Origin of the sequence: Rhodoplanes sp. Z2-YC6860, assembly GCF_001579845.1 — a bacterium.
GTDB lineage: Bacteria > Pseudomonadota > Alphaproteobacteria > Rhizobiales > Xanthobacteraceae > Z2-YC6860.
This window is the reverse complement of sequence record NZ_CP007440.1, coordinates 3,560,228-3,585,679: the sequence shown is the minus strand read 5'-3', so window position 1 is coordinate 3,585,679 and position 25,452 is coordinate 3,560,228. Positions and strand designations below refer to the sequence as shown.

At 61.3% G+C, this 25,452-nt stretch carries 22 protein-coding genes; 14 read left to right on the top strand and 8 right to left on the bottom strand.

Annotated features, from left to right (window positions below; genetic code table 11):
* Positions 1–12: 12 nt before the first annotated feature.
* Positions 13–846: an ABC transporter permease gene (locus RHPLAN_RS16470; protein WP_068019952.1), complete on the top strand. Its 834-nt coding sequence runs from the start codon at positions 13–15 to the stop codon at positions 844–846.
* Between the two features lie 35 nt (positions 847–881).
* Entirely contained in the window at positions 882–1,685 is an 804-nt protein-coding gene (locus tag RHPLAN_RS16465; protein ID WP_068019951.1) for an ABC transporter ATP-binding protein, read from the top strand.
* Between the two features lie 62 nt (positions 1,686–1,747).
* Here RHPLAN_RS16465 and RHPLAN_RS16460 read toward each other — a convergent pair whose 3' ends face one another.
* Positions 1,748–2,179 carry a MarR family winged helix-turn-helix transcriptional regulator gene (locus RHPLAN_RS16460; RefSeq protein WP_198164975.1) on the bottom strand — a complete coding sequence of 144 codons (432 nt, stop codon included), beginning with the start codon at positions 2,177–2,179 and terminating at the stop codon, positions 1,748–1,750.
* Between the two features lie 107 nt (positions 2,180–2,286).
* On the opposite strand from RHPLAN_RS16460, the gene RHPLAN_RS39410 reads away from it, so the two are divergent.
* From RHPLAN_RS39410 to RHPLAN_RS16435, 6 genes are all read left to right on the top strand, one after another.
* Positions 2,287–2,610: a hypothetical protein gene (locus RHPLAN_RS39410; RefSeq protein WP_157100307.1), complete on the top strand. Its 324-nt coding sequence runs from the start codon at positions 2,287–2,289 to the stop codon at positions 2,608–2,610.
* Positions 2,611–2,956: 346 nt separating this feature from the next.
* Positions 2,957–4,702, top strand: a complete 1,746-nt coding sequence (locus RHPLAN_RS16455; protein WP_068019948.1) for a thiamine pyrophosphate-requiring protein — start codon at positions 2,957–2,959, stop codon at positions 4,700–4,702.
* Positions 4,703–4,725: 23 nt separating this feature from the next.
* Positions 4,726–5,682 carry a Bug family tripartite tricarboxylate transporter substrate binding protein gene (locus RHPLAN_RS16450; protein WP_068019946.1) on the top strand — a complete coding sequence of 319 codons (957 nt, stop codon included), beginning with the start codon at positions 4,726–4,728 and terminating at the stop codon, positions 5,680–5,682.
* A gap of 72 nt (positions 5,683–5,754) precedes the next feature.
* Entirely contained in the window at positions 5,755–6,153 is a 399-nt protein-coding gene (locus RHPLAN_RS16445) for a DoxX family protein (RefSeq protein ID WP_068019944.1), read from the top strand.
* 120 nt (positions 6,154–6,273) lie between these two features.
* Positions 6,274–6,846: a MarR family winged helix-turn-helix transcriptional regulator gene (locus tag RHPLAN_RS16440; protein ID WP_084245033.1), complete on the top strand. Its 573-nt coding sequence runs from the start codon at positions 6,274–6,276 to the stop codon at positions 6,844–6,846.
* A gap of 14 nt (positions 6,847–6,860) precedes the next feature.
* Entirely contained in the window at positions 6,861–7,622 is a 762-nt protein-coding gene (locus RHPLAN_RS16435) for a citryl-CoA lyase (protein WP_068019940.1), read from the top strand.
* 11 nt (positions 7,623–7,633) lie between these two features.
* On the opposite strand, the gene RHPLAN_RS16430 is transcribed toward RHPLAN_RS16435, so the two are convergent.
* Together RHPLAN_RS16430 and RHPLAN_RS16425 are read right to left on the bottom strand one after the other, a co-directional pair.
* A complete protein-coding gene (locus RHPLAN_RS16430) occupies positions 7,634–8,830 on the bottom strand; it encodes a CaiB/BaiF CoA transferase family protein (protein WP_068019939.1) in 1,197 nt (398 codons plus the stop codon).
* 22 nt (positions 8,831–8,852) lie between these two features.
* Positions 8,853–10,589, bottom strand: a complete 1,737-nt coding sequence (locus RHPLAN_RS16425) for a thiamine pyrophosphate-binding protein (RefSeq protein WP_068019937.1) — start codon at positions 10,587–10,589, stop codon at positions 8,853–8,855.
* Between the two features lie 240 nt (positions 10,590–10,829).
* Here RHPLAN_RS16425 and RHPLAN_RS16420 point away from each other — a divergent pair, with 240 nt between their 5' ends.
* Both RHPLAN_RS16420 and RHPLAN_RS16415 read left to right on the top strand, forming a co-directional pair.
* Complete coding sequence (locus RHPLAN_RS16420; RefSeq protein WP_068019935.1) at positions 10,830–11,195, top strand: Rieske (2Fe-2S) protein; 366 nt, start codon at positions 10,830–10,832, stop codon at positions 11,193–11,195.
* A gap of 58 nt (positions 11,196–11,253) precedes the next feature.
* Positions 11,254–12,474 carry an amidohydrolase family protein gene (locus RHPLAN_RS16415; protein WP_068019933.1) on the top strand — a complete coding sequence of 407 codons (1,221 nt, stop codon included), beginning with the start codon at positions 11,254–11,256 and terminating at the stop codon, positions 12,472–12,474.
* Between the two features lie 35 nt (positions 12,475–12,509).
* Here RHPLAN_RS16415 and RHPLAN_RS16410 read toward each other — a convergent pair whose 3' ends face one another.
* Entirely contained in the window at positions 12,510–13,460 is a 951-nt protein-coding gene (locus tag RHPLAN_RS16410) for a Bug family tripartite tricarboxylate transporter substrate binding protein (protein WP_068019932.1), read from the bottom strand.
* A 209-nt stretch (positions 13,461–13,669) separates the two neighbouring features.
* Between RHPLAN_RS16410 and RHPLAN_RS16405 the strand changes: the two genes are divergently transcribed.
* Positions 13,670–14,641: a Bug family tripartite tricarboxylate transporter substrate binding protein gene (locus RHPLAN_RS16405; protein ID WP_068019930.1), complete on the top strand. Its 972-nt coding sequence runs from the start codon at positions 13,670–13,672 to the stop codon at positions 14,639–14,641.
* 278 nt (positions 14,642–14,919) lie between these two features.
* Here RHPLAN_RS16405 and RHPLAN_RS16400 read toward each other — a convergent pair whose 3' ends face one another.
* The 3 genes from RHPLAN_RS16400 to RHPLAN_RS16390 all read right to left on the bottom strand — a co-directional run bounded on the left by RHPLAN_RS16400 (position 14,920) and on the right by RHPLAN_RS16390 (position 19,344).
* Positions 14,920–16,356, bottom strand: a complete 1,437-nt coding sequence (locus RHPLAN_RS16400; RefSeq protein ID WP_068019928.1) for a UbiD family decarboxylase — start codon at positions 16,354–16,356, stop codon at positions 14,920–14,922.
* 328 nt (positions 16,357–16,684) lie between these two features.
* On the bottom strand, positions 16,685–18,889 hold the full coding sequence (locus tag RHPLAN_RS16395) for a xanthine dehydrogenase family protein molybdopterin-binding subunit (RefSeq protein WP_068019926.1): 2,205 nt from the start codon (positions 18,887–18,889) through the stop codon (positions 16,685–16,687).
* Positions 18,890–18,891: 2 nt separating this feature from the next.
* Entirely contained in the window at positions 18,892–19,344 is a 453-nt protein-coding gene (locus RHPLAN_RS16390; protein WP_068019924.1) for a (2Fe-2S)-binding protein, read from the bottom strand.
* A gap of 684 nt (positions 19,345–20,028) precedes the next feature.
* Here RHPLAN_RS16390 and RHPLAN_RS16385 point away from each other — a divergent pair.
* Genes RHPLAN_RS16385 through RHPLAN_RS16375 form a run of 3 tightly spaced genes read left to right on the top strand, consistent with a single transcriptional unit; the run spans position 20,029 to position 24,459 of the window.
* On the top strand, positions 20,029–22,131 hold the full coding sequence (locus RHPLAN_RS16385; RefSeq protein ID WP_068019922.1) for a hydantoinase/oxoprolinase family protein: 2,103 nt from the start codon (positions 20,029–20,031) through the stop codon (positions 22,129–22,131).
* Positions 22,128–23,780: a hydantoinase B/oxoprolinase family protein gene (locus tag RHPLAN_RS16380; RefSeq protein WP_068019920.1), complete on the top strand. Its 1,653-nt coding sequence runs from the start codon at positions 22,128–22,130 to the stop codon at positions 23,778–23,780. Before RHPLAN_RS16385 ends, RHPLAN_RS16380 begins: the two co-directional genes overlap by 4 nt.
* A 4-nt stretch (positions 23,781–23,784) precedes the next feature.
* A complete protein-coding gene (locus RHPLAN_RS16375; RefSeq protein WP_068019919.1) occupies positions 23,785–24,459 on the top strand; it encodes a TetR/AcrR family transcriptional regulator in 675 nt (224 codons plus the stop codon).
* Between the two features lie 7 nt (positions 24,460–24,466).
* Here RHPLAN_RS16375 and RHPLAN_RS16370 read toward each other — a convergent pair whose 3' ends face one another.
* Positions 24,467–25,447: an ABC transporter substrate-binding protein gene (locus RHPLAN_RS16370; protein ID WP_068019916.1), complete on the bottom strand. Its 981-nt coding sequence runs from the start codon at positions 25,445–25,447 to the stop codon at positions 24,467–24,469.
* Between the last annotated feature and the right edge of the window lie 5 nt (positions 25,448–25,452).

The window sequence follows — 25,452 nt, the reverse complement described above, 5'->3', positions numbered from 1 at the left end:
CATGGAGATCCTATGAGCGATATCGAGCTGGCCATGAACGATGGGCGCCAAAAACACTGGCTGGCGCGCTTGTATCTCCGGCACGAAAAGAAAATTCTGGGCACCATCACGGTCGTGGCGTTCATCACCTTGTGGGAGCTTGCGGGCAGCGTCTGGACGGTGGTCAATCCGATCTTTCTAAGCTCTCCCTCGCGCGTATTGCACGCGGGCGTGGAGCTCTATCAGTCGGGTCGCCTCCTGCATCATCTCTCCGTCAGCGGCGTCGAATTCTTATTGGGCTATTCCATCTCGATCGTCATTGGGGTGCCGCTCGGCATTGCACTCGGCTGGTATCAGCGTTTCAACTACGCCATGGACCCGTTCATCAACGCGCTCTACGCTGCCCCCGTCGTTGCCTTTCTGCCATTGCTCGTGATCTGGCTTGGAATCGGTCTTGCTTCCAAGCTTACGCTCATCGTCATGGCTGCGGTGTTTCCGATCCTCATGAATGCGCGCGACGCGGTGAAGACGACGCCGAATTCGTTGCTCGAAGCCGCTCGGAGCTTTCAAGCCTCCCAGTACCAGATCTTCCGGACGGTGGTTCTTCCGTCCGCAGTGCCGTTCATTCTGGCGGGCCTTCGGCTGGGTGCCGGCAGAGCGCTGATAGGCGTGTTCGTGGCGGAACTCTACATCGCGCAAGCTGGCATCGGCCAGATGATTGCCGAGGCGGGTTCAACCCTCAACACCGACGTCGTGCTGGTCGGCGTCGTTATCTTTGCGGTCGTCGGCATGACGACGCTTGAGCTGCTGACGCAGCTCGAGCGCCGCTTCGACAAGTGGCGACCCAAGCCGGGGAGCCGCACATGATCCGGCGCACCTTTGTCGACGTGTGAGGGACTGCGATGGCCATCAAGCTCGAAACCCGCGGATTGCGTATGGAATATGTCCGCCAGCGCGACGGCAGCCGGTTCGTGGCGCTGGACAACGTCAATATCCAGATCGAGGACAGGAAGTTCGTCGCAGTGGTCGGCCCGAGCGGCTGCGGCAAGACCACCTTCATCAAGATCGTCGACGGGCTCATCAAGCCGACCGCCGGTCAGATCCTGATCGACGGCAGGCAGGTGCGTGGCCCTGGCATCGATCGCGCCATGGTTTTCCAGGAACCCTCGCTGCTGCCGTGGCGCAGCGTGCTCGACAATGTGACCTACGGACTCGAATGCCAAGGCCGCGCCGATTCGGCATCGCGAATCCGCGCACGCGAGCTGATCAAGCTTGTCGGCCTCGGCAATTTCGAAAGCCACTATCCGCACGAGCTCTCTGGTGGGATGCAGCAGCGTTGCAATCTCGCGCGAGCGCTCGCCGTCGATCCTGAAATCCTGATCATGGATGAACCCTTTGCCGCGCTCGACGCCCAGACTCGCGAGCTGATGCAGGACGAGCTCCTTCGCGTCTGGCGCGAGACGCGCAAGACCGTCCTGTTCGTTACCCATCAGATCAACGAAGCGGTGTACCTCGCGGACCAGGTATTGGTGTTCGGCGCTCGGCCAGGCTCGATTCGCGAAGTCGTCGACATCGATCTGCCGCGGCCCCGTCCGCTTGCGATCAAACGCAGCAGCACGTTTCTCGAATACGAGGACCGTATCTGGGCGACGATCGAACGCGAGGCGCGCCAGACGATGAATGAGGTTGCCCTGGTCTCCGACTGAGGCCAGGACGGACACTGGGTGTCGCTCTCCCCATATGACTGCGGGGCTGCCATCAAAGGCGGTTAGCCGGCTGATCTCTGGCGGGCGGGCGCGGAACGGCCCGCTCCCTTCCCGTTGACAGTCCGCCGAACGGCACCCGGGCCGGTATAAAACATCAAGATGGACCGCGCGACCTTGCGCTCCTCCGGTTCGAGCCGGCTGATCAGCGCGTCGACCCGCACCCGCGCCTGGGCATCCACATCGCGACAAAGCTCGCGCCCTTCGCTGGTCAATGTGACAACGGCCGCTCGCATGTCCGATACGTCCGATCCCCGGCGCAGCAGCTTCTCAGTCACGAGATGCTTCACGATGTTGGAAGCAAAGGATGGCGCAATATCGAGGCGTTCGGCCAACGCGCTGACCCGCAGCCCCCGCTTCCCACTGCCGTAAACCTGCAGCAGAGCCTGATGAGCCAGTGGGTCCAGTCCCAGCTTCTTGGCGTCATCGTCGATCATGCGAAAGACCTTCCGCATGATGTAGCGGACCTGTGCCACAGCGGTGAAATACTCTTGCAAATCCTCTGCGTCGCGTGAGCGCAGCCTCGACTTGGTGCGAAGCGCGCGTGAAGCAGCTGAACCAGTCACTCGATGATCCTGTTGTTTCGCGGCCCCATAGATGCCGCGGCAGAGCTTTATATTCTAAACTCGAATCGCCGGCCATCTTCGAGCAACCGATAGGGTTTTCCCGCCCGGGGGTAAATACAACTGCCGACGTGACGGCAGCTCGAGCGCTGATCTTGTCAAAGCTCGGTGCCGCCAGCGCCGCGGCCTCCGCGACGCCCGAGGGGCTGCACGGCGAGATTCGGACAGGTTTTGCGATGGATCTGGACGATTTCTTCAAGGATCGACGGGCGAAACCAAGCGGTTCGCCGCCCGAGATCGTTTAGTTTACATATGCACTTCTTGCGGTCAGCGGGCAGATGGCACGTCGAACCGGTCGCAGATGCCGTCGCGAAACACTCTCGGGGCACCGAAACGAGTGTCTTGTCGCCCGCCTGCATAAGGGGCTGATCGTCGTGGTCCTGGGTGCTTCATGTTTCCTGCAACCTGACCTGAGCCATCCATGGGGCCGCGTACCCGACACGCTCTCCATTTCTTTCCAGTGTTCCGACCAATCTCCGCATTGACTCGTCGTCTTCGCGCCTGATCGGCCGTGCTTGCGACCTATTTGCCTATTGTCATATTGCTATTAATCATAGCAATATTCACCACCCTATTCCCAAGAGAAACCGCATGCACGCGCCAAAATCCGAGCCGCATCATTGGACCCGGCTACCGGCGACCGAAGCCGGCGATGCCATTGTGGCCGCGATGGCACTGGGCGGGGTTGATCATCTGTTTTTCATCTCCGGTTCGGAGATCATGTTTTTTCAGGAGGCCATCGCGAAGGCTCAAGCGCATGGCCGGACAGCGCCTAAGCTGATCACGATCACGCATGAATACGCCGGCCTCAATGCCGCCTTGGGCTATGCGGCGGTGACCGGCCGTCCCGCCGCCACGGCGGCCCACGTCGACGTTGGCACTCAGCATTATGGATGCGCGCTTCACACGGCGTGGTGGGCCGGCCTGCCCATCCTGATCATGGCAGGCGCTCCCCCCAGCGCCTATCCTGGAACCATGCGCGGCGGGCGCGATGGTGCGCATTTCTGGTTACAGCAGACGCTGGACCAGAACGGAATTGCGCGTGCCTACACCAAGTGGGACCACCGGCTCGAATATCAGGACAATCCTGGCCTGATCGTCAGCCGCGCCCTCCAAGTCGCCCAGTCCCAACCATCGGGCCCGGTCTATCTCAGCCTTCCGCGCGAGATCGCGGTGATGCCAACCAGCGACGCGTGCTTTCCCAGCTGCGGGCGGCTCGCCGTGGCGCGCCCATCCGCACCGGATCCGGACGGCATCCGGACCATTGCGGAGCGACTGGTCAAGGCACGCAATCCGTATGTGGTCGTTTCCCGCTCAGGCAAAAACGCCGCCACGGTTCCCGCTCTCGTCGAACTATGCGAGCTTACGGCGATGCCGGTGGTCGACGGCGGCAATCGGACTTATCAGTGCTTTCCTTTCGGCCACTGGCTCTATCAAGGCTCCGCGAAACTCGCCGACGCCGATTTGGTGATCGTCCTCGACGCCGATGTGCCTTGGCCCCCGGAGAGTCCGCCCCCGCGGGATGCCTATGTCGCGGTGGTCGGCGCCGATTCTGTCACCGCAATGATCCCCACCTTCGAGTTCTGTGCCGATCTGCGCCTCAACTCGGATCCGCTGAATGCGATCAAGGCGCTGACCGAGGCGCTTCGGCAGCTCGGTCCGCCCACCGGCGATCTCCTCGAAGAGCGGACGAAGCGGTGGAAGAACGCTTCAACCGAGCGCCATTCGCGACTGCGTGCTGAAGCTCTCGCCCTCGCAACGAAAACGCCAATCGATCCGGCGTGGCTCGCATTCCAGATCTGCGAAGCTCTGGACTACAACTGCATCATGATCGACGACACGCTGTCGCACAATCCGCTGTCGCGCTTCCTGAAAAGCTCGCGGCCCGGAAGCTACTTCCGAAATCCCGGCAGCGGCGGTGGCTGGGGTCCCGGCGCCGCACTCGGGGCCAAGCTCGGTGCGCCCGGCCGCGATGTCGTCACCGTCACGGGCGACGGCTTCTACATGTATTCGGCTGCCAGCGCCTGCCTGATGGCAGCCCGACGCTACAACGCGCCCTACATGACAGTCGTCTTTCAAAATCGCAGCTACAGCACAGGCACGCGCGCAACAGCCAGCTTCTACCCGGACGGATATTCGGTGCGAAGCGGACTGGAAGGCGGTTACTTCGATCCGATCGACTTTGCGAAAGAGGCGGAAGCAGCCGGCGCTTACGGTGAAAACGTTCGCGATCCGGCCGAGGTGGCTCCAGCCCTGCAGCGAGGCCTGGCAAAAATCCGGAGCGGCATCCCTGCGGTGATTTCCGTCTGGCTGCCACGCCATCTGCAAACGACTTGATCGTCGCTGTCATAGAGGTTCCAATGAAACGACTTTCGATTGTGGCGCTTGCAGCTGCGCTTTGGATGCCGCAGGCCAACGCACAGGACTATCCCATCCGTCCTGTGCAACTGATCGTGCCGTTCGCTCCCGGCGCGGGATCGGACGTCGTCGGCCGGCTGGTGGCGCAAAAGATGGCCGACAGCTTCGGGCAGCCTGTGGTGGTCGAAAACAAGAGCGGTGCGGGCGGCCTACTGGCCAACCGTTACGTCGCGACCTCCGTGCCGGACGGCTACACGTTGCTGATGGTGACCGGCGCGTATCCGGCGCAAGCGGCCATGCTGAAAGATATGCCTTTCGATCCCGAAAAGGACGTCAGCATGGTTTCAACGCTCATCGCCTATCCGTTCGTGCTGGTCGTCAAGCCTGACTCGCCCATTCGCACTGTCTCGGACCTGATCCGGCACGCGAAAAGCAACGCGGGCAAATTGAACTACGCAACGACCGGCCCTGGCTCGGTGCATCATCTTGCATCCGAGCTGTTCAACATGATGGCAGGCACCGAAACGGTGCCGGTTGCATATCGCGGCGGCGCGACGCAAATCCTCGAACTGCTCGCCGGGCGCGTCGACTTCCTGTTCGAGACAATGCCGACCGCGATGCCATTTATCGCCGACGGACGGGTGCGCGCGGTGGCCGTGACCACCAAGGAGCGATGGGCGGCGCTGCCCGAGGTCCCAACCGTGGCCGATACCCTGCCCGGCTATGAGGTTGTATCCTTTCTGGGCCTTGCGGCGCCGGGCCGCACGCCCGGCCCGATCGTCGCGAAGCTGAATTCTGAAATCCGCCGCGTGCTCGATCTTGCGGACATTCGCGAACGCTTCAAGGCGCTCGGCGGGGAGCAACGGCCCGCAACCGCCGGCGAAACGCAGACATTCGTCGCAGGCGAAATTCGCAAGTGGAAAGAAGTGGTCTCCGCACGGGGGATCGAACGCCAGTAGATCGGCCGCCGCGCGTTCGAACATATTGCTTGATCGCGTTTTAGAGTCTTCGAACCAGATCGGATTGGAACGATGTTGCGGAGTTTGACGCCACTGGATGAGCCGACAATCACTGGCCTGATTCTGCGCTTCCTGCTCTGCTCGGCCTATGTCTGGAGCGGCGTAACGAAGCTCGTGGCGTTCAACGCCACTGTGAAGCACTTCTCGAATCGGTTCCAACTGCCGGCCCCGCACGCGGCGGTGGCACTGACCATCCTTGTGCAGCTTGCCGGCTCGGCGATGTTCATTACCGGTTGGATGGCTGCGGCAGCGGCCACCTTGTTGGCCGTCTTCACGATGGCGGCCACGGTCATCGTCTATCCGTTTTGGAAGATGAGCGGGGTCGAGCGTGCCCGCAACATCGAGACCTTCCTCGAGCACGTCGGGCTGGCAGCCGCCTTTCTGATCTTGGCTTGGCCGCTGGCGCGTTGATTCTGTCCAGTACCCGCCGCCCCAGTCACACTCCTGAAATACGTATATATTTCGGATAGTTATGTTGCATCGACCGATTGCATTTACTACACAGGCAACTCGATTGAATCGGAGCACCGAATGCCAAGGCCCAAAGTCGGCGAGCGACGCAATACTCCTTCTCTTCGTCCGGTCGCGGCACCGCGAAGCTCCAACTCCCGCGCAGCGATGTTTCGCGATGTGGTGATGCTGCTCTATGCAACGACCGGCCGCCTCCAGCGATTGAAGCGACTGGTCGCATCGACGATGAATTTGAATTCTACGGAATATTCAATCGTCGCCGCGCTCTACCGTCTCGATCCCAAGGCCGGCGTTCGGGTGCGCGACATCGCCAATTATTTGCACATGGCTCCGGAAAACGTCACGACGACCGTTGGTGGCCTCGTCAAGTCAAAGTGGGTTGTAAAAGCGTTTGATCCGAACGATGCGCGAGCGGTTACCGTCACGCTGCACCGTTCGGCCAGGCAAAGGATCGACCGTCTCACGGAAGAGCTGGCGGACATCAATGACGTCTGGTTTCGTGACATGACGCCCGCGGAAATCCTCCAGTTCTCAAAATACCTCGAGCGGATGCTCGACGGATTCGATGCTGCCTATCAAAAAGCATCAGACAAATTCCAGTCGCCACTCAACCGCGGTCGCGACGTCCTCTAACTCGGCCTCCCACCATGGCTCCTCCTGTCACCCGTATCGGCAGCCCGACCTCCGACGTGTCCCGCTTGGTGATGCGAGGTCGAAACGTTCTGACGGATATTCTCGGAAAGATGACGTTCTCCGAGGCATTTTATTTCATCGTTACAGGCAAGGACATCGAGCGCCGCAAACTGCCGTTGATGGACGCCTGCATGATCGTGCTCATGGACCATGGCATCACGCCCACGGCCATCGTCGCACGCCTGATCGCCGATTCCCTGCCCGGACAGGCACAGATCGGAATTGCCGCAGGCACCATGATGATCGGAGAGAAGTTCGTCGGCACGATGACCGGCATGGGCTCGCTGCTGCTCGAAGGCGTGGCGTCGGGAAAGGAGCCCCGCGTCTGGGCGCGTGAGACCGTCGAAAATGCCGCGAAAGCCAAGAAACGCCTGCCTGGCTTCGGACACCCATACTACAATCCGACCGATCCCCGAACATTGCGCCTGATGGAAATTGCGCGCGAGCACGGGATCGATGGCCCCTACATGGCGCTGGTCCACATCCTGAGCGAGGAAATTGACCGCGTGTCCGGAAAACATCTGACGCTGAACGTCACCGGAGCGCTTGGGGCGCTATTGTGCGAACTGGGCTTTCCCGCGGCCGCGATGCGGGGGCTCGCGGTCGTCAGCCGCGCGGCCGGTTTGGTGGCCCATACGGTCGAGGAATCGAGCCAACCGGTCTCTCCGGCCTTTATGGAGTTCGCGGGCGAGATCGAGTATCGCGACCCCGAATAGTCGATCGGCTGTTACTTCGCCTTGCTGGCGGCCACTTGCTCGTTGTGTCGACGCCAGCTTTCAATCTCGGATTCGCCATAACCGAGATCGCGGAGGATGCGCTCACCATCTGCATTCAGATTGGGTGGCAGATCGAGCGCCTGATCGTCCCGAGAACCATCGAAGTATACCGGTCGTCGTATGGCCTGATACGCGCCGCGTACCGGATGACGCATCTCATAAAACGAGCCGAGATGCTGCACCTGCGGATCCGTCATCACCTCCGGCAGAGAATTGACCGGCGCGTGCGGCACGTCGTTGGCTTCCAGACGCTCCATCCAATGGTTGCGCGGCGCGGTCTCGGCGACCTTTTGCAGCTCCTGAGCCAATTCAAGGTAGTTGTCGACGCGGCCGGCCCGGTTGTTGAAACGAGGATCAGTCGCAAGATTCCGGACGCCGAATGCCTCCAACACCGCCATCCAGAATTTCTCCTGTGACGACATGTGGATCGATACAAGTTTCTCATCGGAGCAACGCAACGCGTAGGATTGCGATGCGCGCGAGCGCATGAGCGGTTCGGCCGGCAAGCCGAGCATGGTATGCGCCAGAAACGGGTCGGGCATGAAGGCCATCGTCGCTTCGAGCATGTTGACGTCGACAGTTCGCCCGCGCCCCGTCGTGCCGCGCTCGACCAACGCCGCAAGGATGCCCTGGCTCGCGTACATCCCGGTCAGGTTGTCGGAGATGGACGGCCCGGTGATCACGGGATCCCCGTGAAAGAAGAGCGATGACGTGCCGGCAAGCGCCTGCGCCACGGCGTCATAGGCAGGCCGGTCCTTGTAGGGCCCGGTCGCTCCGAAACCGCTGATCGCGCAACAGATCAATCTCGGATTTTCCTTCATGAGGATGGCGCGGCCTAATCCCAGTCGCTCCATGACCCCTGGCCGGAAATTCTCGATGAACACGTCCGCTTTCCGGATCAGCCGGAGCAGCACGTCCTTGCCCTGCTCGCTCCGGATATCGAGCGCGATGCTCTTCTTGTTCCTGTTGTAGGACAGGAAATGAGGCGAGTGATCCTTTCCGCGAAATGTACGGAATGGATCGCCTCCGTTCGGATTCTCCAGCTTCACGACCTCCGCGCCGAGATCGGCCAGCAGCATGCCGGCCAGCGGCCCGGTGATCATGGTCGTGGCTTCGACGACTTTGATGCCTGCGAGAGGTGACGGCATGGATTGGCTCAATATCCCGGTATCAGAAGCGGTGGAATTCCTTGAATTCGGGAGTCCGATGGGCAAGCTCCCAAGGATCGATCCTGACATCGACAATCGTTGTCACGTCGGATGCGATCGCCCGTTTCAAGGCACCCTCGAGGTCTGCCGGGCGATCAACACGGACGCCGTTGGCTCCATAGGCTTCCGCAAGCTTCACCCAGTCCGTTTCTCCGACATTGGAGCCGATGTAGCGGCCTGCGTGCTGCATCTTCTGGAAGATGCGTAACGCGCCGAAGCTCACGTCGTTGTAGATCACCACGGTCACGGGCAGCTTTTCGCGGACCGAGGTCTCGATCTCCTGCGCATTCATTCCGAAATCGCCGTCGCCGATCGGAACGATGACCTTGCGATCCGGCCGCGCGAGCTTGATGCCGAGCGCTGCCGGGAACGCCCACGCCATCGTGCCGGATCCGACACACCAGTGGTATTGGTCCGGTTCGCTCACCTGAATGTAGTTTGCGAAATGGGTGTGGTGACCAGAACCCACCACGTAGATCGCATCACGCGGCGCGATCTTCTCCAACACCTTGGTGATGAGCTGCGGCTTGATCGGCGTGGATTCGAGATCGGCGTCGTAGTAGCGCGCCTTCTCATCCTTCTTGCGCCTGGCAATGTCCTGGGCAATCGCGGGGTCGGCCCGCTTGATCCCCTTGCCGGCGATGCGTTCCAGCAGATCCTTGAGAAACAAACCCGCATCGGCGTGCACGCCGACGGCCACGGCGTATTGACGGCCGATCTCGAGCGGATCCGGTTCGACCTGGATGATGCGAGCGTCCGGGTTGATGAGCTGCCAGTTGAGTGTATTGACGTTGCGGAACTGGCAGCCGAGGCCCAGCACCACGTCGGCATCCGTCAGCAGCGAATTCGCGGTCGACAGGCCGAAGTGCCCCACCAAACCGCCGGACAGCGGGTGATGCTCCGGTATCGAGCCGCGCCCCATCTCGGTGGTGATCACCGGAATGGACAGCGCCTCCGCCAGGCGCACCACCAGCTTTGAGGCGCGCGACCAGGTGACGCCGCGTCCCGCGATGATGATCGGGCGCTTCGCCGATTGCAGCAGCGCCAGCGCGCGATCGACCGCCTCCGCATCCGGCCGTGTGGCGTTCGAAACGTAGTCGGAATGGGCCCCACCCCGCAGGGACAGGTCGAAGGTTTCCACGTCCACCGGCTGCGGCAGCAGATCCTTGGGAAAATCGATGTGCACGGCGCCCGGTAGCCCGGACTTCGCCACCTGCATCGCGGTGCGCATCAAGCGGCGGGCATCCTTGGCCTCGATCATCTGATCGCTGCGCTTGGTGAAACGAGAAAACACGCCGTTGACGTCGAATTCGTGCCAAATGTCGCGGCCGAGCCGGAAGCGGTCAAGATTCGCCGACAGGATCAGCAGCGGGACGTTGTCCTTCTGGGCCGACCAGGTGCCAAGCACCGCATTGGAAACGCTCGGTCCGACGTGGAAGAGCGCGCAGCCGATCTCTCCGGTCGCACGTGAGTATCCGTCCGCCATGGCGGCGGTGCTCATCTCGAATTTCGTCGTTACATAGCGGATCTTTGTGCTGCGCCCATAGAGCGCGTCGAGCAGGGGAAGCACCGTATCTCCGGTCATCCCGAAGACCGCCTTGACGCCTTCCTCGACGAGCGCGTCGATGATCGCTTCGGCAGCGGATTGCTGGTTCGACGTGCGGGGCGCGAGAGAAGCTGCAGGTGTGGCCGTATCCATTGGCAATTTCCTCGAAAAACTCGACGACTGGTTCCGATAGATATATTCTATATGCTTTTTCGCGGCCAGTCCATCTCCCGTCGGGCCATACACCTCCCGAAGTCCCTGCTATCAACCGACGTCTGAAATGATCGATTGATGACCGCTTCGCGCTGCTCGCGATCGCTCTGCCCCAGTCCAATTTGACGGATCATCTCGGTCTGTATACTATAAAACATAGTATATTATATAGGAATGAGCATGACCGAGCTTCTGGTTTGCCGCGAAGGCGAGATAGCCGAAGGCGGGGTTCGCATCGTCCAGACGACGACCGACGAAATCGGCGTGTTCTATCGGGGCGGTCAATACTTCGCCTATCGGAATTTCTGTCCGCACCAGGGCGGGCCAGCCTGCGAAGGCGTCCAGTTACCTCAGGTTGTCGACGTCATCGGCGAAGGCGGCGTCTACCTCGGCCAGAACTACGACGAGGCCGACATCCACATCATCTGCCCCTGGCACAGCTACGAGTTTCATCTCTCCGATGGCACTCACGTCTGTGACAAGAGCCTGCGGCTCAAAAAGTACGACGTGGTACGACGCGATGGCCAAGTCTACATCGTTGCATGAGCCGCTCGCCGTCGTTCCGCGAAATCCGAATTCCGTCCCGCCTGCGCGAGGAGCAACCATGACAAACGACATCCACAGCTTTCGCGATCTGGCGAACGAAGAGTTCGACACCAGGACGCTCCTTCGCAACGCCGCGCAGCAGGCGAAAGACCGCAAATACGATGACTTCTTCATCGTCGACACGGATTCCCACCACTACGAGCAAGAGGCCTTCAAGGAGATTGCCGAATTCATCGAGAACCCGATTCTGCGCCACGAAGCCAGGGTTCAGGGCATGTCTCTTGGCGGCATCGTCTCGGACAATGCGCTCTATCAAGGCAACGGCGGCCGCATTACCCGCTATCCCATGCGCGGCAAGGAAAAGGTCCCACCGACGCCGCACCGCGATATCACCTTGATGGAGCGGTGGATGGATTCGATGGGCGTCGATACCGCCGTCATGTTTCCGACCCCGATGCTCAATCTTGCGAGCTGCCCGCGGCGGGAAGAGGTCAGCGGTATCGCACTAGCCTACAACAGGTGGCTTTGCGACAAGGTGCTAGCCGAGAACCCGCGGCTGAAATCGATGCTCTATCTGCCGTTTTATGATCCCGACATGTGTCTGCGCATGATCGACGAGTTTGGCGATCGCAAGGGTGTCGTCGGCTTCATGGTCACGGCAACGACCTACAAATCCAATTTCGAGAACCCCTACATGAAGATTTATTCTTCATTGCAGGAGCGCGGAATGCCGCTCGGCTTTCATGCAGCGTTCAATTGGAGCGAGCAGAGCCTGTCGCTCACCAATCGGTTCATCGCTGTGCACAGCCTCGGTTTCTCGTGGTGCAATATGCTCTACATGACGAACTGGCTGGTGAACGGCATGCCGGAGCGGTTTCCCAAGCTGAAGACCATATGGATCGAAAGCGGGCTCGCATGGCTGCCCTTCCTGATGCAGCGCCTGGACAACGAGTTCATGATGCGGACGTCCGACGCCCCGCTGCTCAAGCGGAAACCGAGCGACTATATGCGCGAGATGTATTTCACCTCGCAGCCCATGGAGATGGTGAACAACCGCAAAGCGCTCGAGGTGACCTTCGAGATGATCAATGCGCGGACGCAGCTGCTGTATTCGTCCGACTATCCTCATTGGGACATGGACCTGCCCAGCACCATCTATGACTTGCCGTTCCTGACCGAGCAGGACAAACGCAATATTCTGGGCGGTAACGCTCAGCGCGTTTTCAATCTCGAGCCGAGCCTGTCCCCTGTCAAACAAGCGCGGCGATCCGCCGCATGAATCCTCGCCCTTCGCGATAGGCGAGATCGTCTCCGTCAATCGCCTTTGATCTTCTTGTCCTCGATGACGGAACGCCATTTGGCGCTCTCCTCAGCAATCACCTTCTGAAATTCGACCGGGCCCAGCGAAGCTTTCTCGAAATATCGCGTTGCCAGCACGCTTTGCATTTCCGGCCTCTGCAAAACTTCCGCCAAGTCTGCCTCGAGCTTCTCCCTGATGTCCTGTGGGACTCCCGCCGGCGCGAGCAAGCCGAAAGCGCCTTGCGAACTGAAACCCGGTACCCCCGCCTCCTCCATGGTCGGCAGATCCGGCGCCAGTTCGGACCGCCGCTTGGTGGTGATCGCCAATGCTCGTACGCCGTTCTGCCCGACGTGCGGCAGCACCGTGGCAGCGCCGTTTATGGACGCGTCTATTTCGCCGGCAACCAGGGCGGTCGCCGTCTCGTTCGCGCCGCGGTAGGGCACGTGCACAAGCTCGACGCCCGACAGACGCGAAAAGAACTCGAAGGCCAGACGCTGGATGCTGCCGGATCCTGTCGAGCCGAAGGTCATCTTTCCCGGATTGGCTTTGGCGAACGCAATGAACTCGCGCAAGCTTTGCGCTTGAACCTTGCCGCTGACCGCGAATACGTGAGGCGTGGTCGCAATCAGGCTGAGCGGAGCCAACTCGTTCATCGTATACGGGAGCGAGGCGTACAGCAGCGGATTGAGGATGAAGGTCCCGTCCGCGGTGAAGAGAAGGGTGTATCCGTCCGGTTCACTTCGCGCCACCGCCGTCGTGCCCGTGAACGTGTTCGCGCCGGGGCGATTTTCGATGACGACGGATTGCTTCCATTTCTCGCTCAAGGCCTGCGCAACAACGCGCATCACGATGTCCGGGGCGCCACCTGCGGAAAACGGGATGATGATCCTGACAGTACGCGTGGGATAGTCCGTCGCGGCATCGGAGCTGTTGAGTGCAACCAGGCAACCCAGCAACGCTGCCATAAGGGCCGACGCGCAGCGGAGGACACAACCGCGCGCCGTGCGTTGTCGACCGATCGACGATGTTTTCGACATCAAGATTCGAACTCTCACGACGACCTCCTCCGCGGCATTCCCCATAATATATCGCATATTACAGATAGCTATATTTTTTATCTTATTTCAGTTAGCATCCACGAGACCGTCCCAACTGCCGAATTCGGAGGCACACCATGAACGGCCTGATCCTCAAAGCTCTCGTACTCGGCCTTGCCCTCATCAGCACAGCCGCTGCCGCCCAGACATTCCCCGATCGCGTCGTGCGACTTGTTGTCCCATTCGCACCTGGCGGGGTGACAGACCTGGCAGCGCGCGTCATCGGTCAGCAGCTGTCGGCAAAATGGGGACAGCAGGTGTTGATCGAAAATCGACCGGGCGCAGGCGGTGTTATCGGAGTCGAGGCCGTTATCCGGTCAACGCCGGACGGCTACACGCTTCTCATGGCCACCAATGGCGAGATCACCATCAACGCGGCGGTTTTTTCCAAGCCCAAATACGACGCACAGAAGGATCTGCTGCCGATTGCGATGGCCACGTCGACTCCCTTCGTGTGGAGCGCCAATCTGAGCACCGGGATTGCGTCTCTGGCGGAACTGGTGGCGGCCGCCAAGGCGAAGCCTGGTGCGCTGTCCTATTCCTCGGCTGGTCTTGGCAGTTCGAGCCACATGGCGACCGAGCAATTCGCCGCTGCGGCCGGAATCAAGCTGCTTCATGTTCCCTATCGGGGTGGAGCGCCTGCCGCCACCGCTTTGATGTCCGGCGACGTGTCCGTTTCGGCGGTGTCGCTCTCGTCTCTGCTGCCGGTTATCGATTCCGGGAAGGTCAAATTGCTGGCGATCACGTCGGATCAGCGTTCAAGCCTTGCTTCCGACGTTCCGACCGTGAGCGAGACCGGCGTCCTGAAGGATTTCCGGACGGCGATCTGGACTGGTTTGTTCGCGCCGGTCGGGACGCCGCAATCCATCGTGGCAAAAATCGAGACCGACATGATCGAGGCCCTGAAGGACCCTGGACTGACCGAACGCCTCGAGAAGGCTGGAGCGCAGGTGTCGAGCATGCCGGCCGCCCAATTGCGCAGCTATATCCGCCAGGAAACCGATGAACTGAAGAAGATCGCGAACGAGTCCAACATCCGCGTGGAGTGACCTTCGTGCATTGTGCGACGCTGACTTTGCGGCGGCACCGCGCCCATGCTCGCGGCCCTCGCAGCCGGCGAAATTCAGATGGCGATGAATCCTACGCTGACGAAAGCTTCGAACAGCCGGAGATTGGTGCCCGCCTGTCGGAGCTCAGCACGGAGGTCAAGACAGGCTCGCCTGCGGAAATTTGGCGATCTTATCGCCCGCAAACTCGCGATGGAGAGTGGCCCGCGCCGTTGGCATCAGCATCGAGTGAGTTCGGCGCATCCCGGCAAGCGACCGGATCAGGGGACGTCGTTTCGTCCGGTGATGGCGCCCAACCATTTATCTTCCACCTCACGTGCTTCTTCCTGCGACATGGCCGTCGTTCGGGGGAATTGACCGATCCAGGAAAACGGTCGGCATGCGTTGATGATGATCTTGGAGTGCGACGTGACGCCCCTCTCCTTTTCCCATGGCGGGATACGCGGATCGAGCGTCGAGCTCCAGCCGTTCCGGATGATATCGATCGTTTCGGCTGGCTCGCTGCGCGTCGCCACTGCCCACATGACGTCATTGAGGTTTGAGGGATCGATGTCTTCATCGACCACGACGACAATGCGGCCCATATAGGCGTTGCCGGCGGCGACCAGCCCGGCTCTCTTGGCGTGGCCGTCGTAACGCTGTTTGAGCGAAACGACCGTCATCAAGGACGAGACGTGCTGCCAGACGCCGACGACGTCGGTGATCCCGGAATTTTCGAGGTTCGACCATATCCCCGCTCCGCGGAACGGCAACCCGCAGTGATGACGTGGCGGTTTGAGCGGCGGCGACCCAAGAAGGATCGGATCGTTGCGATAGTGGACCGCCTGAACCTTCATGATCGGCAACGGCCGACGCTCCGAGGCGTAGTAGCCCGTAAACTCGCCAAACGGCCCTTCCATGAGAGTCTCGCCAGTGGCGGGCTCGAAGATGCCTTCCAGGATGATCTCCGCATGGGCAGGGATCGGAAGTCCGGTCTTCGGCCCGGGACAGAGCTCAACCGGCGCACCTTTGATGGCCCCTGCGAAATCGAACTCCGAATAGCCCGAGGGAAGCGACTCGAAACCGGCGATGAACAGAGCCGGATCTTCACCATTCACGACCACGATCGGACATGGTTTGCCTCTGTCCCAATATTTCTTGGCGATGATGGCGCCGTGTCGCCCCGGATGATCGAACTGCACGGTTACTTGGTTCTTGCCGTGGACCTGCACACGATAGATCGAAGCATTGATCCAGCCCGAATCCGGATCCTGCATCACGACGATACTGCCTGACCCGATATAGGGCCCGCCGTCAGCCCGGTGCCAAACCGGCACCGGGAATTTCGCAAGATCGACCGCATCGCCGCTATCGCTGTTCTCGAGGAACGCCGCATCCTTCACGGTCACGGGCCGGTGAACCTGGAGATTGAGCCGCTTCTTCATCCAGGCCTGCAGCGCTTCGACCGGGCGCAGTTTCGGGTCAATCCCAAGGGCCAGGGCTGCGCGCTGCGGCGTGTTCACAGGGTTGGTGAAAACGCGGAAGCCGGCCGGATATCCGACGATACGATCAAACAGGAGCGCCGGGCATTCCGGCAGGCCCGCCGCAACTTCGGTGATACCGCCGATTTCAAGGTTGGGATGCGCACCGTGAATATGCCGGAGCAAGTTTACCTTCTCGACCTCGGCAATGAATCCGCGCAGATCCTGGTAAATCACCGGCTTTCTCCTTAAACGACACGACGCAGCGAGACCGCGTTTAACGAACTCACGATCATCGCCATCTTCACACCATCGACCATCGAGGTCACTCCGGCTACGCCGGATGCAAACTGTCCAATGCGTCGCGGAACTGCCGTTCGTCGAACGTCATGGATTTCCCATTCGCCAAGCCAGGCGAATTTATATTACTTAACTAATATATTTGCAAATTGGCTCCGCGCTTCCGATGCGATGCGCGCCCGTCAGATCATGGCGCGGCGCGCTCGCTCGGCAACGCAGTCGATCCTCCGGAGGCCGTCGGATCGAGGCTTGGAACGGACGCTCCTCAGCTTCGCATCGCGGCCAATACACGTTCGGGCACGAGAGGCATGTGCCGGACGCGTGCGCCGGTCGCCGCAGCAACCGCATTGGCGATAGCGCCTGTTACGTTGCCCCCCATCTCTCCGATGCCGCTGGGCGGATTCGGCGTCGAGAGGACTTTGACCTCAATGGCAGGCACGTCTGACATGCGTGGCACGGTGTAGTCGTAGAAGTTGCTCTGCTCGACGGTGCCGTTTGCGATGGTGACACGCTCGGACAGCGCCGCGCCCATGGTGTAGACGATGGCCCCTTCGATCTGAGCGGCAATATTGTCGGGTTGAACGGCGAGACCTGCGTCGATCACCGCCCAGACGTTGGACACCTTGACCACGCCGGTCTTGCGGTCGACCGACACCTCGGCAACCATCCCGATCAGCGTGCCATCCTCGTTGCGGAAACAGAGGCCAAGTCCGCGACCGTGGGATCGTTTGCGTTGCCACTGCGACATGCCGGACAGGGTATCCAGGACAGTCAGCGCCCTGGGCACCTTGGCCACCAAGCCGCGCCGAAATTCCATCGGATCAGCTTTGTGAGCATGCGCCAGCTCGTCCATGAAGGATTCGGTCACGAAAGCATTGGGCGGATTGCCGGTCCCGCGCATGGACGACAACCTCATTCCGTCGACCTGGCGCACGTGGTCGATCAGCCGGTTGGGCAGCTCGTAGCTCGGTTGTTCAGTGCCGAGCATCGAGAAAATGGCTGTCTCCTTACGTGCCTTGAATCTCGGTCCGTCTTGGAAAGCCAGCGCTTCCTCGCTGCACACCCGATGCCGCCACGCTACGACCTGCCCGTCCGCCGCGAGCCCCGCCTTGAGGTAGTGAGCGGTCATTGGGCGGAAGCGACCGTTGCGGATGTCGTCTTCCCGCGTCCACATCACCTTGACCGGCGCTTTCGCCGCGCGCGACAGAAGGGCCGCGTCCACGACATACTCGGCATCATAGTGTCCGCGCCGGCCGAAGCCGCCGCCCAGAAGCATGGGGTGCAGGACCACCTTGCCGGCATCGATATTCAGGGCGCGAGCAACCGCGGCCCGCGCAATGGTCGGCGCCTGCGTGCCGCACCAGACCTCTGCCGCTTTGCCCTCGGCGTCAACGGACGCCACAGCGTTCAGCGGCTCCATCTGGGCGTGATAGGCGTAATCGGTCCGGTAAACGGCCTCGACGATGGTTTTGGCCTGCGACATCGCTGCGACGTCGCCTGCCTTATCCCAGGCCTTGCCGTCGGCCGTCAGATCCTTGGCGCGCTCCGCGTAGCGCTCGAGCGCCTCTACGGAATTGAACTTACTTCCTGGTACCGCGCTCCAGTTCACCTTGAGCTTCGCCTTCGCGGCAAACGCAGCCTCGGGCGTGCGCGCCACGATGCCGATGCCGTAGGGCAACGTCACCACATCGACGACGCCGGGCGTTTTGGACGCTTCTTGTTTGTCCAAATCGCTCGGTCCGCTGCTTTCCACCGGAGCGCGCAGCACCGAACCATAGAGCATCCCCGGCACCTGCACGTCGATGGCGTATTGAGCCGAGCCGTCCACCTTGGACGGCACATCGACCCTCAGCACATCCTTGCCGATGTAGCGGAAATCCGTCGCCGGCTTGAGGTCGGCCTCGGTGACCGTCGGTAAGGTCGCAGGAACACGCGCAAACGAAGCGATTTCGCCATAGGTCATTCTTCGGCCTGACGGCTTGTGAACGACGACGCCCGGCTCGGTGGCGAGTTCGGCGGCCGGCACGCCCCACTTCTCCGCGACACTGTCGATCAGGACGCGACGTGCCTGTGCCGCATGCAGACGCAGCGGCTTGAAATACGTTGGCACGCTGGCGCTGCCGGCCGTGTACATGATTTTGTAGCGCGGATTACCGTAGACCGCGTCGTCCAGCGGCGACATCTCGACCTGGACGCGTTTCCAATCCGCATCAAGCTCTTCCGCGATGATGAGGGCCAGCGACGTCCGGGACCCCTGCCCCATTTCCGCGGCAGGCGACACGATCGTTACCATGCCGTCCGGTCGGATCGTGAGCCAGGCCGTCTGCATCGTGCCGGATGACTGACCGAAGGCCGACTCATCCTTTCCCACCGGGAGCATCAAGCTGAAGGTCAACCCGGCTGCTGTTGCGAGCGCCTCACGCCGGTTGAGCCCGGTACGGTGTCCGAGAGCTTTGCTGTGCTGGTTCATGGTCAGCCCTCCCGAGCCGCGCGCTCGATCGCGCGAACTATCCGCGGATACGTGCCGCAGCGGCAGATGTTCGTGCTCATGTGCTCGACGATCTTGTCTCGCGTCGGATGCGGCGTCTCGGCCAGCAGAGCCGCCGCGCTCATGATCTGCCCCGATTGGCAGTAGCCGCATTGCGGAACGCGCTCCGCAAGCCAAGCCTTCTGAACCGGATGGCTGCGATCGGTCGACAATCCTTCGATAGTCGTAACCGACTTGCCCGCCACCTCCGACAGCGCCAGCTGACAGGAAAATGCTCGCTTGCCGTCGACATGCACCATACATGCTCCGCACAAGCCGGTACCGCAGCCGTATTTGGTCCCCGTGAGCTTCAAATGCTCGCGAAGAACCCAGAGCAAACGAGAGTCACCTGCCGCGTCGACATCGACGGGCTTACCGTTCAATTTAAATCCGACCATAGCCGTCTCCCGGGATAAGCGCGGCGATTGCTAGCTGACGCCGCATTGCGTTCCAGTCTCCACGGCGAACACCCGCAAGAGCTGAACCAGCGCCCACGAAGTGACGCATGTGTTCTGTCGCAAACAGACTTTCGCGCACCATTTGCGCATCTCACCGAAGTCTCTGCAAAGTATATATATATTATATATCAACTGCCGGCAGCGTCAATTGCATGAAGATCGACACCGCGGCATCTCGGCCTTCTCAAAATTCTGGCCAGGCCCGGATGCCGGAGCTCGGCGGCAAAAACAGTCGCCGTCGTCCGATGCGTCGGTTGCCGAGGGGGCGCAGTGACAAACCTCGCTCCAAATAGCTTTGGGGGGTGCACGACCACAGCGTAAGCTGGCTGCGCCTGCTACACGCCAAGATGGTATATTCCATAAATTCAATATTTACATGCAGCCGGCAGTGCATGGCTGTCGCTCTCAATGGAATCGACAAGCGGACATACAGACGTCTGGACCTGGCGCGATGTGGCGGGCTCGATCGCTATCCGAGGCAAAGCAATGCAGCCAACTGACCTCTGCGCATTTCAGGCAGTCTCTGTCTAATTGACTAGTTGTTCAATAAAGGCAATGGATTGAGCGTTTTGATGTCTGTGACAATCCGCCAAATTCGCCTGTTTGTGACTGGGAACGAGAAAAATGCCTGTAGCAAGAGGGAGCCGAACTCGCGTCGCGGTCGACATCGGAGGCACCTTTACAGACATCGTGCTGATGTCGCATAGCGGCGTTCTCCATGAAAGCAAGGTTTCCACCACCCCTGCAGACCCTAGCACGGCGGTCATTGAGGGGCTTCGAGCATTGCTTGCCGAACTTTCTATTCCACCTGCTGACGTTGTCGAGGTTCTGCACGGTACGACCGTTGCCTCCAACACCATCCTGCAACGCGCCGGCGCGCTGACCGGACTGATCACCACGCGCGGCTTCCGCGACGTTCTTGAGATCGGTCGAATCCGAATGCCGGAAATGTTCGACCTCACCTGGTCAAAGCCGCAGCCGCTGGTATCCCGCCGCCATCGTCTGGAGGTGCAAGAGCGTATCGCCGCCGACGGAGCGATCTTGCAGCCGCTCGACGAGAAGGACGTGGTCGCCGCCGCGCGCGAACTCGTGGCAGCCGGCGTCTCATCGGTCGCAATCTGTTTCATCAACAGCTATCGCAACCCGGCCCATGAGCAACGCGCGGTGGAATTGATCCGCCGGGAATTCCCAGCCCTCCTCGTCTGCGCGTCGCACGCTGTGCTGCCGGAAATGAAGGAATACGAGCGCACCAGCACGACGGTGGTGAACGCCTATCTGCTCAGCCAGATGCGCGAATACTTGAGCCGGCTCGAAGGCGGACTGCGCCGCATCGGCGTCACCGCCCCTCTCCTGGTCATGACCTCGAATGGCGGCATGGTCGCGGCCTCGACCGCGAGTGAGAAGCCGGCTCTGGTGGTCGCGTCCGGGCCAGCGGGCGGCGTGGTCGGCGGCTTGCGCGTCGCCAACGCTCGGAACGAGAAGGACACCATCGTCTTTGACATGGGAGGCACGACCGCCAAGGCCGTCATCATTGAGGATGGCCAGCCCAGCATGACCTCGGAATACGAATTCCGCGACGGTATCAGCACATCGAGCCGTTTCATCAAGGCAGGCGGCTATATGCTTAAGGTGCCTGCCATTGATATCGCGGAGGTTGGTGCCGGCGGCGGCTCGCTGGCCAGCATCGACCGAGGCGGACTGCTCCGGGTGGGTCCGGAATCGGCCGGCGCTGCCCCGGGGCCCGCCTGCTACAATCTCGGCAATGACCGCCCGACCGTCACCGACGCCAATGTCGTGCTCGGCTACATCAGCCCGACGGCACTCGCGGGCGGACAATTGCCTATCGACAAGACACTGTCGGCAAAAGCCATTGAGCAGCACGTCGCCCAACCGCTCGGCGTCAGCGTGGAGGACGCCGCCCACGGCATCCGCGCGGTCGCCAATGCCGCAATGAGCCGCGCGGTCCGCGCCGTGACGGTCGAGCGCGGCCGCGATCCGCGCGATCTCGCGCTGATCGCGATCGGCGGCAACGGCGGCATCCACGCCATAGATCTGGCGCGGCAGCTTGGGATTGGCCGGGTGATCGTTCCTCCCTTGTCAGGCGTGTTCTCGGCGGTTGGCATGCTCGGCGCCGATATCGAGCACACGCACCTCAAGACGGTTCTGGTGCCGCTCGATGGCGTAATCGCATCGGACCTCGAACGCTGGATGAAGGAATTGTCTTCCGAGATCCTCGAACGGCTGGCGCGAGACGGCTATTCGGACGATCGCGTCGAGCTTGTCTGGCAAGCAGACCTTCGCCACGAGGGCCAGGCCACGGAGCTGACTGTCGGCTTCAAAGCCGGGCCGGATGCGCCGGCAATGATGCGCGACCGTTTCGTCGCCGAGTATCTCAAGACCTATGGCTACAAGGACGAAACCGCGATCGAGCTCGTCAAGCTCAGGCTCATCGGCCGCGGCCTGCGCACCTTGCGGCTCGACTTCTCCACCCTCACGTTCGCCGAACGGCCGACCACGGCGTCCGCCAAGAGCCGTAAGGTGTCATTCGAACGTGGCAAGAATTCCGTCGATACCCCGGTGGTGCCGCGTCATGCGGTTGCTGCCACGGCCAAACCTGGCCCGCTGATCATCGACGAATTCGATGCGACCATCGTGGTCCCACCCGACGCCAAGGTCTGGCGCGACCGGACCGGCAATATCGTCATGGAATTGGGAGGCGGCGCATGAAGGTCGACCCTATCACCTTCGCGGTCATCAAGAGCGGCCTCGATTCCATCGTCGACGATATGGCCTACACGGTGGTGCGTATCGCGCGCTCGGAGATCGTGAAGGACGTGATGGATTTCTCCGCCGCGCTTTGCGATGCCAACGGCCAGATGATCGCGCAGGCCAAGACCATCGCGCTGCACCTTGGCGCGGTGCCAGAAGCCATCGAAGCGGTGCTGGCGAAATTCGGCGACGACCTGAGCGAAGGCGACGTCGTCATCATGAACGACCCGTATCACGGCGGCATGCACCTGCCGGATATCTTCATGTTCACGCCGATCTTTCATGGCGGCAAGCGGCGCGCCTTTTCAGTGGTGATCTGCCACCATACCGACGTTGGTGGCCGCGTGCCGGGATCGAACGCCAGCGACTCCACGGAGATCTATCAGGAAGGCCTCCGCATGCCGCCGCTGAAGCTCTATGATCGCGGCGAGCTCAACACAACGCTGGAGACGCTGATCAAGATCAACGTCCGTGTGCCGGAGCGCGTCTGGGGCGACATCCAGGCCCAGTTCGCAGCCTCGCAGATCGGCGCACGTGCTCTGACAAAGCTGTTCGATCGCTACGGCGCCGACGAGGTCGAACGATACATGCAGGAACTGATGGATTATGCCGAGCGGCTCACGCGCGACGAGATCCGCCGCTGGCCGAAAGGCACCTACACGTTTGTCGACCACATCGACAACGACGGCTTTTCGGACGATCCGATTCCCATCAAGGTTGCGATCACCGTCCTCGAAGACAGCCTGCTTGTCGACTACACCGGCTCCTCAAAGCAAGTGAAAGCCGCCCTCAACTCGACAAAAAGCTACACGCACTCCAACACCTATCTCAGCGTCCGCTGCGTATTGAGCCGCGAGATTCCGAACAATGTCGGCGTATTCCGCTGCATCAAGGTCAAGGTGCCCGAGGCGTCCGTGCTGAACCCGGTCCTGCCCGGCGCCTGTGCGGCGCGCGCGCTGACCGGCTACCGCATCTTCGACACCATGCTCGGCGCACTCGCGCAAATCGTGCCCGATCGTGTCCCGGCCGCCGGCGAAGGCGGCAACAGCGTCGTCTGCATCAGCGGCCTGCGGAAGAACCGCAAGCCGTTCATCATCGTCGACATGATCTGCGGCGCCTGGGGAGGTCGGCCTGACAAGGACGGCGTCGAGGCGATCACAAACCCTTCGCAGAACCTCTCGAATATGCCCGTCGAAGTGATGGAAGCCGAGCATCCGATCTTGGTCGAGGAATACGCCTTCGTGCCGGACAGCTGTGGCGCCGGACAGCATCGTGGCGGCGTCGGGGTGAAGCGGTCGTACCGCATCCTGGCCGACGAGGCGCTGCTGCAACTGCGCAGCGACCGAGTTGCGTTCGCGCCTTATGGGCTCGCCGGCGGTGCACCCGGTGGCATGTCGCGCAACTTCATCACGGTCGGACCCGACACCTCGCCGCTGCCGAGCAAAGTGACGATGACCGTGCCACACGGCGCTCTGATCACCCACGAGCAGGCCGGCGGCGGCGGCTATGGCGATCCCAAACGACGCGATCCTGCGCTCATTCGCGAGGATATTGCCGATGGCAAGATCACGCCGGAGTTCGCGCGAGAGCACTATGGTGTAGGCTAACGCCATGGACGTGCCAGGCGCGACAGCGGAGTTACGACGGCGCCGTGAACGCCGCGGCGATCGGCGCGACCCGGAACTGAGCCGGAGCCTCATCCTCAGCGCGGCGCGCGACGAGTTCGCCGAGCACGGTCTCAACGGCGCCCGTATCGACCGTATCGCGGCGCGCAGCGGCGCCGGCAAGAATCTGATCTATCACTATTTCGGCAGCAAGGAGCAGCTCTATATCCGGGTGTTGGAAGGCATCTATCAGCAGATGCGGGAGCAGCAGGACGACCAAAGCCTGCGCGACATGCCGCCGCTCGATGGCATGCGACGGCTTATCGCCAACACCTTCGATCACTTTGCCCGTACTCCTGCACTCATCCGGCTGATGAGCGTGGAGAACATTCACTTTGCGCGGCACCTGAAGAAATCGAAATCCGTCAAGCCGCTCTACGAACCGTTGCTCCAGGCGATCCGCTCGTTCCTCAAACGGGGTCAGGACGCCGGCGTGTTCCGCCACGACGTCGATGCCATCGACCTCTATATCTCGATCTCCAGCCTCGCCTACTTCTACTTGTCGAACCGCTATTCGCTGTCGTGGATCTTCGATCAAAAGCTCGACGAGCCCAAGCGACTGAAACAGCGCCGGAACCACGTGGTCGAGGTGATCCTGGGATATTTGCAGAACAAGACGTGATACTTGCTCAGGTGTCGAGGCAATCGGCGGCGAACAGTTCATCGACCGTGACAGGCCGCGCCTGGAGCCCGTCGAGCCGCGACCAACGGAGCTGAGTCTCCAGGATATGGCGGTTTGCGGCCAATCCGTAAGGCCAGTGATCGGCGCCGATCAGCGCACGAGCCTCGGCAAGCGATCCGTGCGGCCAGGGAAGCGTGATCTTTGGAGCCTGCGTGATCTCCAGTTCGGCAATGGCGATGTTTTTTGCTGCCAGGAATGCATCATAGAGTTGCCGCGCCAGCCCGCGATGCGCCGCAAGCAGGCTCTTGCGCACGCCGACCGCGTGCATGATCGGAAAGTGCCTGGCGGCGGCGTACCACTCCTTCTCGGCGGCGATGGGATCGGCAAACAGCGGAGCCACGCGCGGATCGCCGCGCCGCCATGCATCGAGCGGGCGCAGTACGATGACTGCATCGAGCTCGCCGTCGAGCAAACGGCGCTCCAGGCTTTTGTCCGGCGGCAGGATGTCGATGTGCACTCCATCAGGCGGGCGGCCTAGCGGGAAATCAATCGCCTTGGTGCGCTCGACCTCGCCGACCTTCCAGACAATATCGCGCGGGTCGACGCCATGGCGGTCGCGCAGAAAACCCCGCGCTACCACGGCAGCGGTCATGTCGTATTCCTGCAGGCCGATGGTCTTGCCCTTGAGGTCCTCGGGCCGGCTGATGCCGCGGTCGGTGCGGATAAACAACGACGAATGGCGAAAGGCGCGCGACAGAAACGCTGGGATCAGCGCGTAGGGATAGTCCTGCTTCGAGACCATCGTCGTTGTATAGCTGAAGGAAATCTCGCAGACATCGAACGGCGCCTCGGCAAGCGTGCGGCCGAAGGTGATCTCCGGCCGCAGCACCTCGACGTCCAACTCACAGCCGTCGATCGTGACGCGACGGTCGATCAGAGGCTGCGTGCGATCGTAGTTCCAGAATGCAGTTTTGAGACGGAGCGTCACGGTGC